The sequence below is a fragment of the Candidatus Ichthyocystis sparus genome, from assembly GCF_900078745.1.
Lineage (GTDB): Bacteria > Pseudomonadota > Gammaproteobacteria > Burkholderiales > 2013Ark19i > Ichthyocystis > Ichthyocystis sparus.
In genome coordinates this window covers 23,056-40,163 of sequence record NZ_FKII01000080.1, presented here as the reverse complement: position 1 = coordinate 40,163, position 17,108 = coordinate 23,056, and the positions used below count along the sequence as shown (strand labels likewise).

3 protein-coding genes are annotated in these 17,108 nt (G+C 37.7%); all 3 read left to right on the top strand.

Features of this window, described 5'->3' with window-relative positions; all coding sequences use genetic code 11:
- Positions 1–3,072: 3,072 nt before the first annotated feature.
- The 3 genes from A6733_RS07780 to A6733_RS07770 all read left to right on the top strand — a co-directional run bounded on the left by A6733_RS07780 (position 3,073) and on the right by A6733_RS07770 (position 16,677).
- A complete protein-coding gene (locus tag A6733_RS07780; RefSeq protein WP_092460771.1) occupies positions 3,073–5,544 on the top strand; it encodes a coiled-coil domain-containing protein in 2,472 nt (823 codons plus the stop codon).
- Positions 5,545–8,023: 2,479 nt separating this feature from the next.
- Entirely contained in the window at positions 8,024–11,260 is a 3,237-nt protein-coding gene (locus tag A6733_RS07775; protein ID WP_092460769.1) for a coiled-coil domain-containing protein, read from the top strand.
- A gap of 2,081 nt (positions 11,261–13,341) precedes the next feature.
- On the top strand, positions 13,342–16,677 hold the full coding sequence (locus A6733_RS07770) for a hypothetical protein (protein WP_092415362.1): 3,336 nt from the start codon (positions 13,342–13,344) through the stop codon (positions 16,675–16,677).
- Positions 16,678–17,108: the final 431 nt, after the last annotated feature.

Sequence of the window (17,108 nt, the reverse complement as noted above, 5' to 3'; positions counted from 1 at the left end):
TCGCAGGTAGCATGGATATCAAGAGAAAGCAAGAAAGGAAAAAATAGCGGAGAAAAAACGGAAAGCTAGAGGAGAGAAAAAGATAGGGAGGGAGAAAGAAAGCAGGAGAGAGAGGCAAAAGAGAGGACAGTACTAGAAGAAAGAGTGGCCAGCCATAGAAAAATTAGTGAGGGGGAGAGGCGAAGAAAATGAGAGGTGTAAATAAAGACTAGAGATCTCGAGCTAGGGCTAGAATGGCTATGGGATTAGAGAGAAATATATATAGGTGGAAACCAGGAAATGCTAGAGTTAGAACTAGACGGAGTGAGAGCACAAGGGTTAGGCCTAGGTATCATTAGATCTGGTGGGAATATGCTCTGTAAGTCTAAGAGAGCTAAATAGTAAATAGGAGTAGATCTCTAGAAGAATGAAGGCTCTAAAACTGAAGATAGAGTTATCAAAAACAAGATTAAGAGCTAGAATACTAGTCCTAGAGTTAGAAGTACTAAGGGGCAGAAAGCAGGGCCAGGATTAGAAATAGTAGAGGAGATAGGAAGATTGGTGATAAAAATGATAGATACAGTGGTAGGAACAGTAATAGAAGAAAGAAGAAGTATTAAATTTGTAGTGAGAGTGAGTGTTAGGTATAGTCTTTACTGTATTAGGCTATATAAATGATAAGGACGCTACTATCGCGATACGAATATTAAGTCACTTATGTAAGTTAGGTATCCAATTGTAAAACAACGACATGAGAGTGGTTACATCTAGGGATAATGTACTCTCCGACGGCACCCGAATGAGTTACATAACCCTGGGGTGAGGTTGTAATTGAGTGCAAATTTAGCCCTAATTCTAGGAATTTAATTTGGTAAAGTTGTTGCTTAAAATTAGCTTCAGCACCCTCCAGACTAAGGAGGTAAATAATATACCTGCAAGGAAGTGGATTACGTACTTGAAACTGAGAATAGACCAACAAAGTTCAAAATGCCGGCTGCTACAATCCTGGGTTAGTATGTACCTTGTTAAGGAGAGTATTGTTTCAACAATAATTTACGTAAGTAACAAAGGTCCAGCAACGGGGCAGTATAATAAAGCATCATGAATAAGTAAGAGTGTGAATGAAAGATTTGTTTTAGGTAGATAATTGTAGCAAAGTTCAAAATTAATTTATGTAGAACCCCCGTTGTCTGGGGAAGTGGTGTGCCCTATAAAATATGAAAACATAAATTACAAGAACGGTATTTATTGTTCTTCCTTGGTAATATATAGCTATCTGGTATCGTATACTGAGGATGCGTTACAGACGCAAACGCGATTAATTTGGGAAAACGACTTCAATTTATGTATATAGTTTGTACTGACACAAGAGATGCATACAGCTAAAAGCAAGTACGGGGGAAACTAGATCATAGAATTTATTTATATGGTTAAGGTTCTTACGTGCAGTAATCTTTTAGAAAAAGTTTTACCTAGATCACTATTATTCTGTATGTGACAAAAAAACTATTTATATTAGATATAGTAAGTGCAAAAATGGTTGTAGGTTGCAATGCGATCAGGATTATTAGTTATATGTGAAGGTTACAGCTTTAATTCAAATATAAAGAGCACAAAAATTTATTCTTAATCGAAAGCAAGGCAAAACTAAATTATGGAATGTCGCTTTACCAAAGCTATTACAATATATCATTACTATTTACTTTCATCGATGCTCAAAAAGGTTAGCTTTGGAAAAACAAGTTAGGCATTGCAAATGGCACTCTCTTTCTTATATATCATAAACCAACAGCGAATCTCTTACCCCTCGTGATCTAGGCACCACACTCTTTCTTTATTGACAATAGGCAAGGCTGTACTAACAAGCCACATAGCTACCAACTTCATATGATCAAAATGCTAGATCTGGATAATAACAGGTCAGGATTGACATATTAGAAGCAGCACAAAAATTCTTAGCAGAGCAAAAACATACGTCTATTAGTTAGACAGAGTTTATTTGGCATAAAATAGTATATCTATCATTAATTTTTTGTATTAATTTTAGATATTGTTTCTTTAATATTTTGGTCGTAGTACACTAATGTAAGGAAATTCCTATATCGACAAATACGTTATTAAAACAATATTGTTGTATTTGTTAAGTTATTTTATAGAGTTATATATCATAGTGTCGAGGTCCTGCTTATGCAAAAGCAGGTGTGTTCACGCATAACTGCTTTATTAATAAATTATTAGAGGCTACCGCAATTATCCTAGAAGCAACACTCTAACAAGTAATTCTAGAGCAATAACAGCAGCTAGCAGATAATCCCATTATCTGAATGAGCAGAATAATATCACAGAAACTAGTCAATTAATAGACAATGGTGTTTTATTATTAAACGCCATACCAACAATTACATATACCAATGAAACTGGAAACTGCATTGGTAGTTAACAATGTTCTGGTGAACCAATAAGAGTACAAAACCATGTGCATTAGAGTGTAGATACGGCCATTCAGCTTTATGTATTGAAAGTGAAACAAAATTAATTGAAAATTGGTTAGTTTGTTGTTGGTGCTATTAGATTTAGATTGCATAAACAATAATTACTTGTAATATTTAAAATGATTACATTAAAAATCTTTAATAGTACACATAAAAGTATCAAATAAATTACAGTTTTTATATTATTGTATTCTTTACTAGTCTAGATTTTAAAAAATCGAGAAAACTGCACTGATATAACAAAGATTCGTAATTTGGCTCTATAAGTAAGCCTATAAAGGATAACTGTAATAACAGAATCTAATGTATTACGGGGCAATACTAGTTGAAAGTGAGCTTTTACTGATTCAGCATAGTGTGTGCCGCTTATATGAAGTTAAAGCTAGCTTATAGAAGCTATGTCTTTGTAGTTGATAAAGTTATTCTTTTATATATGTGCGGACCGTATGTCTTTATTGAAATAATTTTTTATTAGCGTAGGTCAAGTATGTTCTGAAAGGCATATTATAAAAAATAAGCTTGACCTAACCGAGGAGGAACCGCCTACAGCGTATGGCATCAACAACAGAAGAAAAAACAAGAAAATAAGGACTCCATGCCAATGAAACGAAAATTAAGTAGTACAGATAGTGCAGCAAGTAGCCCTGAGGATGGCTGTAGGCAAGGTAGTGTGGATAGACAAGCACAGCAATCAAGTGCATTATCACTAGAACAAAGCACAATATCTGCTGAGGCAGGAGGATTTTTATTAGATCAACATTTAGCGCAAGCGTTGGGAATGCAACCTGGTGAAATGATATTTAGAAGTATGTTTTATGGCTCCCCACAGGCTTACTATATATCAGCTTTAGTAGCTCAACTTTTAGAAAAACAGGAAGAGCTGCTTCGCCGCGGGTCGGGAGAGGGAACTAGTTCTGCCATTCAACTCAACACCACCCTTATGACTCTTAATCTTATTGAATCTAATGCAATGACGATACAAGCGCTGATGGATAGCGTAGAAGCACCTCCTTTTGCGTTAGTACCGGGATTAGTAGAAGGTGAAGATATCACTGGTAGTAAAGAATCAAGCGCACCAGAACAGAGTATGAAAGATTCTGATGAAGGGTTCATATTGGCACCAGATTTAGCACAATCGTTGGGTATGCAACCTGGTCAAGTGCTACGTCGAGGCATGTTTTATGGCTCTCCACAATCTAATGTCGTTTTAGAAATGATAGATCAATTTTCGGCAATTAGAGAAAGTTTATTGCACAATCAAGAATTAGAAAGGTCTAGTGCAATTCAAGATGGAGCTGGCGTTAATTACGAAGATACTAACTCTCTTATAGCAACTAGTGAAGAATTAATACAAGCTCTTATGGGTAGTATAAAATCACCCACAGCAGCAATGCCTTCTGCAACAATAATAATAGACTCAGAAACAACAGAATCGGAAACAGAATCGGAAACAGAATCGGAAACAGAATCGGAAAAAGAGAGAAGTCAGAGATTGGCTAGATCAAAAGCAAGACTAGAAAGGAGAGAGCTGGAAGAAGGAATAACAGTAGCTCTAAGTACGGCTAAACTCAGAGAGACAAATCTAAGGAAAGTAAAGAATAGGGTAGGAACAAGTACAAGAGAACCAGAGACAGCAATACAGTCAAGCTGGGAAGAAATTGATAAAGAGTTAAGAGCAATCACAGAGAAAAAGAGAGAAATAAGCTCAATTCTGGGAACGACACCATCATCAAGCTTGCGAAGGATGAAAAGGGAGCTAAGGAAAGTTAGAGCGAGAAAGAAAGAACTAGATAGAGTGGGAGCTGGAGAAAGTGCAGTAAAGCTAGAAGAAGTAAGGATAAGACAACGAAGTATAGAGATGGAGCTGAGAAGAGCAAGAGAGAGAGTAGCGGAAGTGGAAAGCCTAGAACGAGAGCTAGATGAACTATTAGCAAAAGATATAGATCTAGAAGCAACGGGAGCAAGCAAGAAGGAGGCAGAGAAAGTAAAAACAAGGCAGATGGAGATAAATTCAAGACTAGCAGAATCGAGGACAATAATAGCAAGCGCTCGCGAGCTAGGAGTAGAGATGGAGAGATTGGTAGAGAGAGAGAGAGATCTAGAGAGAGTGGTAAACATAGTGGAAAAAAATCTAGAATTAGATAGATTGAGAAGGGAAGCATCAACTGAAGTAAATGAAGAAGAGGTAGAGCTAACATTAGAACTAGAAAGAGTGAGAGTTAGAGTAAGGGAGCTAGAGCTGGAGCTGTCGATAGAACTAAAACTGCTGATACCCATAGAACTAAAGCTTAAGCGGGCTATAGGGATAGCGAGAATTGGAAACGAAGAACTAATTAGGAAGTTAAAAAAAGAGCAAGAGACAGCAAGGAAGGAAAAAATAGAAAAAGAAAGACAGGAAACTATATCAGAGAGAAAGAGAAAAAAAGCGGAGAAAAAAAGAGCAAAAGCAGAAAAAGTAGAGAGGGAGAGAGAGGAAAGAGAGAGGTTGGCTCTAGAAGAAAAAGCGGCAAGAGAGAGATTAGCACTAGAAAAAAGAGCGGCAAGAGGAAGATTAAGGAGAGAAAATGCGGAAAGATTAAGGAGAGAAAATGCGGAAAGAACAAGGGCTCTACTGGAGGAGAGATCAGCAAGAATGAGAAGAGAGCTAGCGGAAGAAAGAGAGATGGAAATGAATATTAGAGTGCTAGAACTAGAACTAGAGAGAGCTATAGGATTAGAGAGATCTAGAGAGGTGGGAGAGGAAACAAGAACAGCAGCAACCAGGGAAGAGCTAGAGTTAGAACTAAGATTAGTAAGAACACAAGAGCAAAACCTAGGTCTAGAGTTGGATCGGGTGAGAGTATGCTCGATGAATCTAGATAGAGAGATAATGGCAGGTAGAATGATATCGGGAGCAACAGCGTCAGAGATAGAGGAGAAAAAAAATAAACTGAAAGAGCTAAATAGGAATAAATCTCTAGAAAGAATAAAAGAGATAAAACTGAGGATAGAGTTATCGAAAGCAAGATTAAGAGCGAGGATACTAGTTCTAGAGTTAGATAGACTAAGGACCGGAGAGCAAGATCAGGATTAGAAATAGTGCAGGAGATAGTGAATAGAAAAATTAGCGATGAAAATGATAGATACAGTAGAAGGAACAGTAATATAAGAAATATTAAATTTGTAGTGAGAGTAAGTGTTAGATGAAGTCTTTACTGTATTAGGCTACATAAAATATAAGGACGCTACCCTCGCGATACACAAATATCAAGTCACTTATGTAAGTTAGGTAGTCAGTTGTAAAATAACACTAGGATAGTGGTTGCATCCAAGGGCAATGCACTTTCCAGTAGCACTAAGATGGGTCACGTAATCCTAAGGCAGTGGAATTGCAATTGAGTGTAAACTTATCTCTAGTGCTAATAATGTAACTTGGCAAAGTGTTGCTTGATAATTGTCCTCATTAGAGCAAGTCCCCGGACGTAGTGATAATACACTTATATGTAGTCTCGGCAAGGGTAGATTGCGTACTTGCGATTGATTTTGGGCACATAAAAATGTCGTTTAGTACAGTTCTATATGGGCTGGTGTATATTCTGTTATGAAGCTTGTCAGTTTAATAATAGTTAACGTATAAAAAAAACATATCTAGCAACAAAACAGCATAGTAAAACATCACGAATAATACAGGTGTATGGATGGGAAATTTGTTTTAGATAGATAATTGGAGCAAAGTTCAAGACTAATTTCTGGAGGGCATTTGTTGTCTGGTTGGTTGATGTATCCCATAAAATATAAAAATAGGCACTACAAGAGCGATGTTGTTTATTCTTACCTAGTGATCTATTACAATCTGGTCAATAGGACTTGTGTGGTTAAGATTTTTACGTGCGGTAACCTCGTTGTTAAGGAGCTTCCAACCTAGATCACTATTATTCTGTATGTGACAAAAAAACTATTTATATTGGATATAGTAAGTACAAAGACGATTGCAGGTTGCAATACGATATTGGTTATTATTTATATGTAAATAAAAAATCACAGCTTCAATTCAAATATAACGAGCACAAAAATTCATTCTGAATTGAAAGCATGGCAAAAATGAATTAGCTTCACAAAAGCCATTACAATATATCATTACTATTTACTCTCATCGATGCTCAAAAGAGGTTAGTTTTTGGAATAACGAGTTCGGTACTGTAACCGACATCATATCGTACGTTGTAGACTAATAGTGAGTCTTTTATCCCCCCTACTGGATATCTAGATGACATTACATATTCGTAATGGGAAAAACTCTGCTAATAAGAAATATGCCGACAACTTAATCTAGTAAAAATACAGGACATAGATAACAACAGATCGGGATTGGCATATTAGAAAACAGTACGAAAATTATTAGCAGAGTAAAAACACACAACTATTAGTTAGGATGAGTTTATCTGGTGTAGAGTAGTGTATCTACTGTTATTTTTTCTTGTTATCAACTTAAGTGGTTGTCCTACTTTAGGATTTTTTTCATGGCACCCAGAAAGGGTAATTTCCATATCGACAATTACATTATTAAAACAGTATTGCTGTATTTGTTAAATTATTTAATAAAGCACAGTTTTGGGTGATTACTTGTTCAAAATCATGTACGTCGGCGCGTAGCTGTTTCATTAACAATGATCCGTGACGATTGTAGTTATCCTAAGAGCAATACCTGAACAAGAGGCTATAGAATAAGGAAAGCTAGAAGTAATCACATGCATTTGCTGTAAATTAGCAGAAAAATATCACAAGGGTGATGCAATTAATAATCAACGGAGTTTAATCATTACACGCCATACTGACAATCGAGCACACCAATGAAACTATGTTGGTAGCTAGTGGTGTTCGGCTGGACCATAGTTGCATTATGGGAGCAACAAACAATTGCGGAGTATAAAGCCATATGTATTAAAGTGTAGGCACAGTAATTCTACTTTAGATACTGAATACTTTAGATACCGAAGTAAGATTAGTTAATAAGTTAACTAATTTGCTGCTGATGCTGTTAGATGTAGATATATTTAAATAACAATTGCTCTTTTAGTATCGATGATAATTACATGAAAAATCTTTAGAAGTACGCATAAAAATATCAAATAAATTACAGTCTTTATATCGCGTTTTTCTTTTATAAATTAGATTCAAAAAATTGAGAAAACTACACTAATTAATAAAGACTCATAATCTCTCAGTAGGTAATCCTGCAAAGATAGTTGCAATGACTGAATCTAATGTATGCGGGGCAATACTAGTTGAAAAATAGCTTTCACTAACTCAGCATGGCAGGTCTGTGCTTCTTAGATGTGGTTAAATCTAATTCATGGTTACTGGTCTCTCTCTGTTAGTTGATAAAGTTGTTTCTTTCATATGTGCGTGAATCTTTTTTGGGAATATTTTCATTTAGTGTGGTCAAATGTGTTCTAAAAGGCATATTAAATTTAAAAAAACAAGCTCGACATTACATGTAGGCGGCAGGTCTGTTCACAGCGTGTGGCATCAATAGAAGAAGAGAAAAAAAGAAAATAGGGGCTTTTGTACCAATGAAAAGAAAATTAAGTAGTAGTGAAGCAAGTAACACTGAGGGTAATTACACGCAAGGTAGTGTGGATGAGCAAGCACAATCATCAAGTTTGTTAGAATTAGAACAAAGTGCAATGTCTGTTGATGCTGGAGGATTTGTATTACCTCCACATTTAGCACAATCGTTGGGAATGCGTCCTGGTGACAGTATATTTCGAAGTATGTTTTATGGTACATCGCAAGCCCCTCTTGTATCGGGTTTGGCAGCTCAACTTTTAGAAGAACATGAAGCACTGATTAGTCGTGCATCAGGAGAGGGAACTAGTTCTGCCGCCCAATCTAGCGATCGTGATTCTGCTCTTATGGCCTCTAACGAGGTGACGATACGAGCGCTTCTGGATAGCATAGAAGCACCTCGACTTTATGGTATAGAAGCACCTCAACTTCAAGTAGTACCGTCAGTTGTAGTGGGGGGGAATACTACGTATTGGCAAGCACCAGGACCAAGTGCATCAGAGACAGCACAAATTACAGATACTATGATGCATTGGCAAGCACCAGGAACAATAGGAACTGCAAGTACTTCTGAGCATTGGCAAGCATCAGGAGCAGTAGAAAATGCAAGTACTACTGCATACTGGCAAGGATCGGGAGCAGTGGAAACTGCAGGTGCTGATGCATATTGGCAAGCATCAGGAGCAGTAGAAAATGCAGGTACTGCCGCATACTGGCAAGGATCAGAACCGTGGGCAATAGAAACTGCAGGTACTACTGCGCATTGGCAAGAATCAGAGCCATGGCCAATAGAAACTGCAGGTACTACTGCGCATTGGAAAGCACAAAGACAAAGTACGATAGTACGTAGGGAATGGTTCATCTCGGCAGCAGATGTAGCACTAGAGCTAGGGATACACCCTGGTCAGGCACTAAGTCGAAGCATGTTTTACAGTACTCCACAACATAATGTCGTTTTAGGGATAGTAAATCGACTTTCTGCAATCCGGGAATATTTATTGCGCAATCAGGGACTAGAAAGATCTGGTGTAGCCCAAGAAGGAACTATAGAAATTAGCTACGAAGACACCACTACCCTTATAAAAACTAACGAAGCATTAATACGAGCTCTTATGGGTAGCGTAGAAACACCAACAGCGATAATAAAAGAACGAGAAAAAAAAGAAAAGATGCTTGCTAAAGAACGAGAAAAAAGAGAAAAGATGCTCGCTAAAGAGCAAGAAAAAAGAAATAATCTTCTCGCTAAGGAACAAGAAAAAAAAGAAAAAGTGAGAAAGAAAAAGGAAGAGGGAGAAACGAAGAGTCGAGAAAGAGAGATGGAGGCAGCTATAAGAATAGCTAGATGTAGAAAGTCAGAACTAGAGAGAGTAGAAGATAAAGTAGAAGAAAGTATGAAAGAGCTGGAGGCTACCACGGCATCAGGCTCGGGAAGAAGATATGTGGGAAACGATATAGAGATCATTAAAGCAAACAAAAAAGCAATAAGGGAAGTAATATCGGAACCGAGATCGGAAGATCTACAAGAAATGGAGAAAGAGCTAGCCATAGTGGAGGCAAGATATGAAGAACTAAAGCAAGCAGGAGCAGATGTAGTAGGGGTGTGTCAAATAAAAATTAAGGAGACAAGAGTAAGGAAAGATCTAGAAAAAACAATGGAAAGAGAAATAAAAGTGAAAGATCTAAGGCAAAAGCTAGAGATATTAGTGGCAAAAGAGTTAGATCTGGAAAAAATAGGGGCGAGCGGGGAAGAGTTAGATAAAGTAAGAAAAAAAGAGATAAAGGTAGAAATGGATCCAGCCGAATTAAGAGCAATGATAGCAGCAACCGGGGAAAGTATAGAGCTAGAGTTAGAGCTAAGTAAGCTGATAGCAGAAAGGACGGAGATAGAGGCGAAGATAGATATTGGTAGAAGAGAAATAGAGCTAAATAAATTGAGAAAGGAAGCAAGAGCGAAGCCAAGCGAGATAGAACTGGAACTAATGCTGAGGCTAGAGGAAATAAACACGAGAATAAGAATACTAGAAATGAAGCTAGAGATATGGCTAGTGAAGTATGAGCAAAACCCAACAGAATTGGAAGAAAGAACTCCAGTGGAATTGGAAGAGGAGAGAAGTTATAGATTGGCTAGATCGAAAGCGAGACTAGAAAGGGAAGAGCAAGAACAAGAAATAATGGTAGTTCTACGTATGGCTAAACTTAGGGAAACAGATCTAAGGGAAGTAAAAAATAGGGTGGGAGCGAGTACAAGAGGACCAGAGGTAGCAATACCGTCAAGACAGAAAAAAAATGATGAAGAGTTAAAGGCAATTCTAGAGAAAAAGAAAGAAATAAGTGCAGTTCTGGGAACGGTAACATTAAAAAACTTGCAAGGAATGAAACAGGAACTAGAGAAAGTTAGAGCGAGAAAGAAGGAATTAGATAGAGTGGGAGTTGGAGGAAATGCAGTAGAGCTAGAAGGAGTGAGAGTAAGACAGGGAATGATAGAGGTGGAGCTGAGAAGGGCAAGAGATAGAGTGGCAGAAGTGGAAAATCTAGAACGAGAGCTAGATACACTATTAGCAAAAGAGGTAGAACTAGAGGTAACAGGAGCAAGCGAGGAAGAGGTAGAGAGAGTAAGAGCTAGGCAGATGGAGATAGATTCAAGGCTAATAGAATCGAAAGCGATGGTAGCAAACGCTCGCGAACTAGGAATAGAGCTAGAGCGGTTGGTGGAGAGAGAAAGAGATCTAGAGAGAATGGTGGACATAGAAGAAAGAGGTTTAGAACTAGATAGATTGAGAATGGAAGCAAGAGCTGGAACGAGCGAAGAGGATATAGGGATAGCACTAGAACTAGAGGGAGTAAGAGTAAGAGTAAGAGAGCTAGAGCTGGAGCTATCTATGGAGCTAGAGCTACTGATGGCTGTGGAGCTAGAGATTAAAGAAACTAGAATGATGGAGGAAAAAACCGAAAAGATGGAAAGAGAAGCTAGAGACAAAGATATCAAGGAGGCCAAAAGGATACTAGCAGAGAAGTTACGCAGAGAGCGTGACGAACGGGAGAAAGCAAGAAAGGAAAAAATAGCAGAGGCAAAAAGGGAAGCTAGAGAAGAGAGAGAGAGAAAGAAGGAGAAAGAGATAAAGAAAGCAGAGGAAAAAAAAGCAAAAGCAGAAGAGAATGAGAAAAAGAAAGCGGCAAAAGAGAGGGTGGCCATGGAAAAATTAGAGAAGGGGAAAGGAGGAGAGGATAAGAAATGGAAATAAAGACTAGAGAGATATAGTATTTGGGGGATATGTAGAGAGTTGGAGAGAGCGAGAATAGCAGTAACCAGGAAAGAGTAAGATATATAAGAGAAAAAAAGTGTACTAAGTGTACTGAGAGAACTAAGCAGAAATAGATCTTGATAAGTAATAAAAGAGCTAAAATTGGAGATAGAGTATCGAAAATCAAGAGTGGGATACTAGTTCTGCAGTTAGAGAGACTAAGGGCCAGAAAGTAAGGTCGGGATTAGAAATAGTAGGGGAAATACGAGTGCATGATTGGACTCTCAGTAAAGATAAGTGTTGGAAACAGCTATATTATTGGATTATATAAAATAAGGGCAAGGGCTCTGTTCTAGTTATAAAAATAATTAAGTAATTTGCATAAGCCAAGTAGTACATCGTAAAATGGAGATAGACGAGGTGGTTAAGTCCGTGATCAATAAACCTACGATAGTACTTGCGGATGGGGTGTATGGTAAAACATCACAGATAAATACTGGTAGTGTATATAGAGGATTTGTTTTAGACAATAATTAGGTCAAAGTTCAAGACTAATTTATTGGGAACCTTGTTCTCTGTATGGTTGGTGTAGCCTATAAAATGCAAAAACAGTAATTACAAGGGCGGGCTATTGCTTGTTTTCCTTGCTAATCTATAAATATAACAACCTGGTTGATGGGACTTGTAGGGTTAAGATTTTTACTCACAGCAACCTTATTGTCAGGTGGGATTTCGCCTAGATCACATTTATTATTACTTCTTGTGAAACTAGAGACCATTTATATTAGACATAGTAAAGGTAAATGCAAAAAATAGTCGTAGATTGTAGTGTGATCAGGATTATTATTTATGAGTAAAGAAAAATATTGCAGCTTCAATATGGTGAACTCGAAAATTTGTGCTGCATTAAAAGAAAGTAGAACCATGTTTTGTGTGATATTGTTGGCTTTGTTGTAATACGTCACGTCACTAAATGTATTACGGAGTTTAATTACATTGACAGCCAAAAAAGCCAGTTATTTGGAATATCATATATTGTAGACTGAGGGTAAGTCTTTTGCCCCTGTGGTCTAGGGCAACACCTCATCTTTATTGACAATAGTCAAAACTGCACCAATAAGCAATATTATACCAACTTCATCTAGTAGGAATACTAGAGGTATATAATAACAGGTAAGTATTTACGCACTAGAAGCAGTACAAAAATTCTTAGTACTTAGTAGAGTAAAAACAGACGTCTATTGGTTATATCGAGTTTATCTGGAATAAAGTAGTGTACCGATCATTGGTTTTTTGTATTAATTTGAGTTACTGTTCCTTTGCTATTCCAGTCATAGTACACAAATAAGATAATTCCTGTATCGACCGATACATCATTAAAACAATATTGCAATATTGTTGTGTTTGTTAAATTATTTCATAGAGTTATAGAGAACAGTGTTTAGGCATTTCCTATTCAGAGACAAATATATTCACGCATTACTGCTTCATTGATAACTATTAGTGGCAACTGTAATTATCTTAAAATTAATACCTGAATAAGAGGCTCTCGAAGAAAAGCGGTTAGCAGTAGTCACACGATTCTGATGTCAAAAAAAAATCAGAATAATATCACAGTAACGAGGTAATTAATAATATTTAATTATTATCCACCATACTAACAATTACGTGTATTGATGAAACTGTATTGGCAGTTAATATGTTCTGCTGAATTTAATTTCATTAAAGGAGCAATAAACAATTAGTTAGAGTATAAAGACACTGCACATTAGAGTGTAAATGAAACCATTACACTTTAGATACTGAAGCAAGATTAGTTGAAAGTGAACTAATTTATTGTTGGTGCTGTTAGATACAGGTATATATTATGCGTAAACAATAATCGCTCCTTGGAGTAATTACGTAAAGAATCTTTAAAATTACATACGAAAGTATCGAATAAATTACGATTTTTATATTGTATCTTTTCTTTATCAATTAGATTAAAAAGCTGGCTTGATATTAACTGTAGAAAGATTTGTATGCAGCATGTGTTATCAATAAATAGAAGAAAAAAACAATAAAATAAGGACTTTGTACCAATGAAACGAAAATTAAGTAACACAAGTGGTGAAACAAGTGGTCATGAGAGTGACTATGGGCAAGGTAGTGTGGATGAGCGGGTACAACCGTCAAGTGCATTAGAATTAGAACAAAACCCATTATCTTCTGAGGCAGGGGGGTTATTGTTAGCGCCACATTTAGCACTATCGTTGGGAATGCAACCTGGCGAAATGTTATTTCGAAGTATGTTTTATGGCACCCCACAGGCTTCTCGTGTATCAAGTTTAGCAGCGCAACTTTTAAGCAAGCATGAAGAGCTGCTTCGCCATGAACTAGGAGAGGGAACTAGTTCTGCCGTCCAATCTAGCAGCAACTATAATACTATTGCCTCCAGCGAGGCGACAATACGAGCTCTTCTGGATAGTGTAGAAGCACCTCCATTTGCAGCAGTACCGGAGGTGGTAGTAGAAGAAAGTGATGCTACATATTGGCAAGCTCCAGGTGCATCAGAAGCAGTGGTAATGGGGGATGTAGGTACTGCGTATTGGCAAGCTCCAGGTGCACCAGAAGCAGTGGTAATGGGAAATGTAGATACTACGTATTATCAAGCTCCAGGTGCATCAGAAGCAGTGGTAATGAGGAATGTAGATACTACGTATTATCAAGCTCCAGGTGCATCAGAAGCAGTGGTAATGAGGAATGTAGATACTGCGTATTGGCAAGCTCCGGGCGCACCAGAAGCAGTAGTAATGAGGAATGTGGATGATACTGCGTATTGGCAAGCTCCGGGCGCACCAGAAGCAGTGGCAATGGGAAATGTAGATACTGCGTATTGTCAAGCCCCAGGTGCACCAGAAGCAGTAGTAATGGGGGATGTAGGTGCCGCATATTGGCAAGTGCCAAATGCACCAGGGTATGATACCGAAGACTCTAATGGGGGGTTCATGTTGGCACCAGATTTAGCATTGAAGCTGGGAATGCAACCTAATCAGGTGCTACGTCGAGGTATGTTTTGTAATACTCCTCAATCCAATGTCATTTTAGATATGGTAGGTCAACTTTACGAAATTAGAGAAGATTTATTGCGTAATCAAGAATCAGAAAGATCTGGTGCAATCCAAGAGGAACTTAGCGCTGGTTGCGGAGATACTGCTGATCTTATAGCAACTAACGAAGAGTTAATAGGAGCTCTGATGGGTAGCATAGAAGTACCCACAGTGGGAGCAATAGTAAAAATTCTAGAGTTAGAGAAGAAACAAAATATAGAGAAAGTGAGATCGCGAAGGGAGAAAGAATTAAAGAAGAAACAAAATAGAGAGCAAACGAGATTACGAAGGGAAATAAAGGCACAGTTAATGAGTGCAATAAAAAAGAAATTGAAAGCGGAAAAACAAAGACAGAAGTGGAAAGAAGCGGCAATGAAAAATCTAGAAAAAGAACAAAAAAGAAAAGAAAAACTTAGAAAGAAAGAGGAAGAGGCAGCAATGAAGAGTCTAGAAAAAGAAAAAGAAAAACTTAGAAAGAAAGAGAGGGAGGCAGCAACAAGGGAGAAAGAGGCAGCAGCAAGGAAGAAAGAGGCAGCAGCAAGGAAGGAAGAAGCAGCAGCAAGGAAGAAAGAGGCAGCAGCAAGGAAGAAAGAGGCAGCAGCAAGGGAGAAAGAGGCAATAGTGAAGAGTCGAGAAGAAGAGATAGAGACGGCTCTAGGTGTGGCTGTATGCAGAGAGGCAGAGCTAGAGAGAGTGAAAAACAAAGTAAGAGAAAGTATAAGAAAGTTAGAGACAATAGGATCATTAGGCTCAGGAGGAAGAGATATAGAGGTGATGAACAAAAAGGAGGAAGAACTAAGAAGAGTAGTGCCAGAAACAATGCCAAAAAACCGGCAAGAAATGGAGGAAGAGCTAAATAAAGCAAGAAAGAGATATAAGGAACTAGAACAAGCCGGAGCAAGAGAGGCCTCAGTAGAAATGGATTACCTAGTAACTAGGGAGACAAAAGTAAGGAGAGATCTGCAAGAAGCAAGGGCAAGAGAAATGAGAGTGAAAAATCTGGAGGAAGAGCTGCGATTAGTAACGATAGAACTAGATACAGAGAAAGGGACAAGTGAGAAAGAGATAGATAGAGTAAGAATGAAAAAGACTAGGATAGAGAAAGATATAGTGAGATTAAGAGCCACAACTGGGGGAAGTCTAGAACTGCAGCTGGAGCTGGATAAACTTATAATGAAAAAGAAAGAGATAGATAAAAAGATAGATAGAGAGAAAAAAGAAATAGAGCTAAATGAATTTAAAAAGGAGGCAAAAGCGGAATTAGGCGAGAGAGAGTTAGGGCTAATGCTGAGATTAGAGGGGATAAAAGCGAGTGTAAAAATGTTAGAACTAGAGTTAGGAATATGGTTGAGTAAAATTACAGCGGAAAAGATAAGGGCAGAGAAGAAAATGGCATCTCGAGTGCTAGGAAAAGAGACAGAGACAGAGACAGAGACAGAGACAGAGACAAAGACAAAAAAGACAAAGACAGAGACAAAGACAAAAACAAAGACAGATACAGAGACAAATCTAAATATAGCTATGTGTAGGAAGGCAGATCTAGAGAAAGTGAAAAATAAAGTGAAAGAAAGTATGGAAAAGTTAGAGGCGATGGGGTCATTAAGCTCAAAAAGAATAGATGAGATGATGAAAACAAAAGAGAGAGAACTAAGGAGAGTAGTGGCAGAACCGAGGTTAGAAAAACTGCAAGAAATGGAGAAAGAGCTAAATAAAGCAAAAGCGAGATATAAAGAACTAGAACAAGCTGGGGTAGGAGAGATCTCAGTAGCGATGGATTACCTAGTGATTAAAGAGAGAAAAATGAGGAGAAATCTAAAAGGAGCAATGGCAAGAGAAACAAAAGTGATAAATCTAGAAAAATGGCTGAAGTTATTAGAAATGAGAGAAATAAATTTGGAGAAAGGCAAAAGTGAGAAAGAGCTAGGTGAAGTAAGAACTAAAAAAGCTAATATAGAGGCAAATCTAGTGAAATTAAGAGCAACGACTGAAAGTGATCTAGAGATAGAACTAGGTAAAATTATAGCAAAGAAGGAAGAGATAGAGGCAAGTATAGATAAGGGAAAAAAGAAAATGGAGCTAGATAGATTAAAAAAGGAAGCAGGAGCGGAGTTGGAAGAGGAAGAGCTAGAGCTAATGCTAAGATTAGAAGGAGTAAGCACGAGAATAAAAGTACTAGAGCTGGAACTAGGACTATGGCTGGGTAAAATTATAGCTAAAAAGCTAGATATAGCAAGAGCAGAGAAAGAAGCGAGCGACACAGCAACACCTGAGATATCAACCAAAAGTGGCAGCAATATAAGATCAGGAGAAGAAGGAGAAAAACAGTGATGATATTGGAAGCAAAAGCGATATATGATATGAGAGGAGTAGAGAATTACTTATTAGATTCGACGATACCAGAGTCGCCTGAAAGGACGCTGCAATCGAAATCGTAAGTGATAGCAGCATTAGCAAGAAAGAGTAATAATAAAAAAAGAAAACACAGGAAATAGCAACAGCAAGATAATTGGCAGAAGAAAAGGAAAGGACAATGAGAAGATCATAGCAAATGTTCTTTTCTTTGCATACCAGATATGTGCTAACACGAAGTAATAATGGAAGAAGATTATAGGTACAAAAAAAGTATACAAAAGCAACAATATCCGGGCACAGCACACTGCTAGTGGTGCGTTTTGTATAAACGCATAGTGCACTGTTAACGTATTAGAGGAGCAAATTGGAAATTCATGAGATCCATGCCATAAGCACGGTGGGACAAT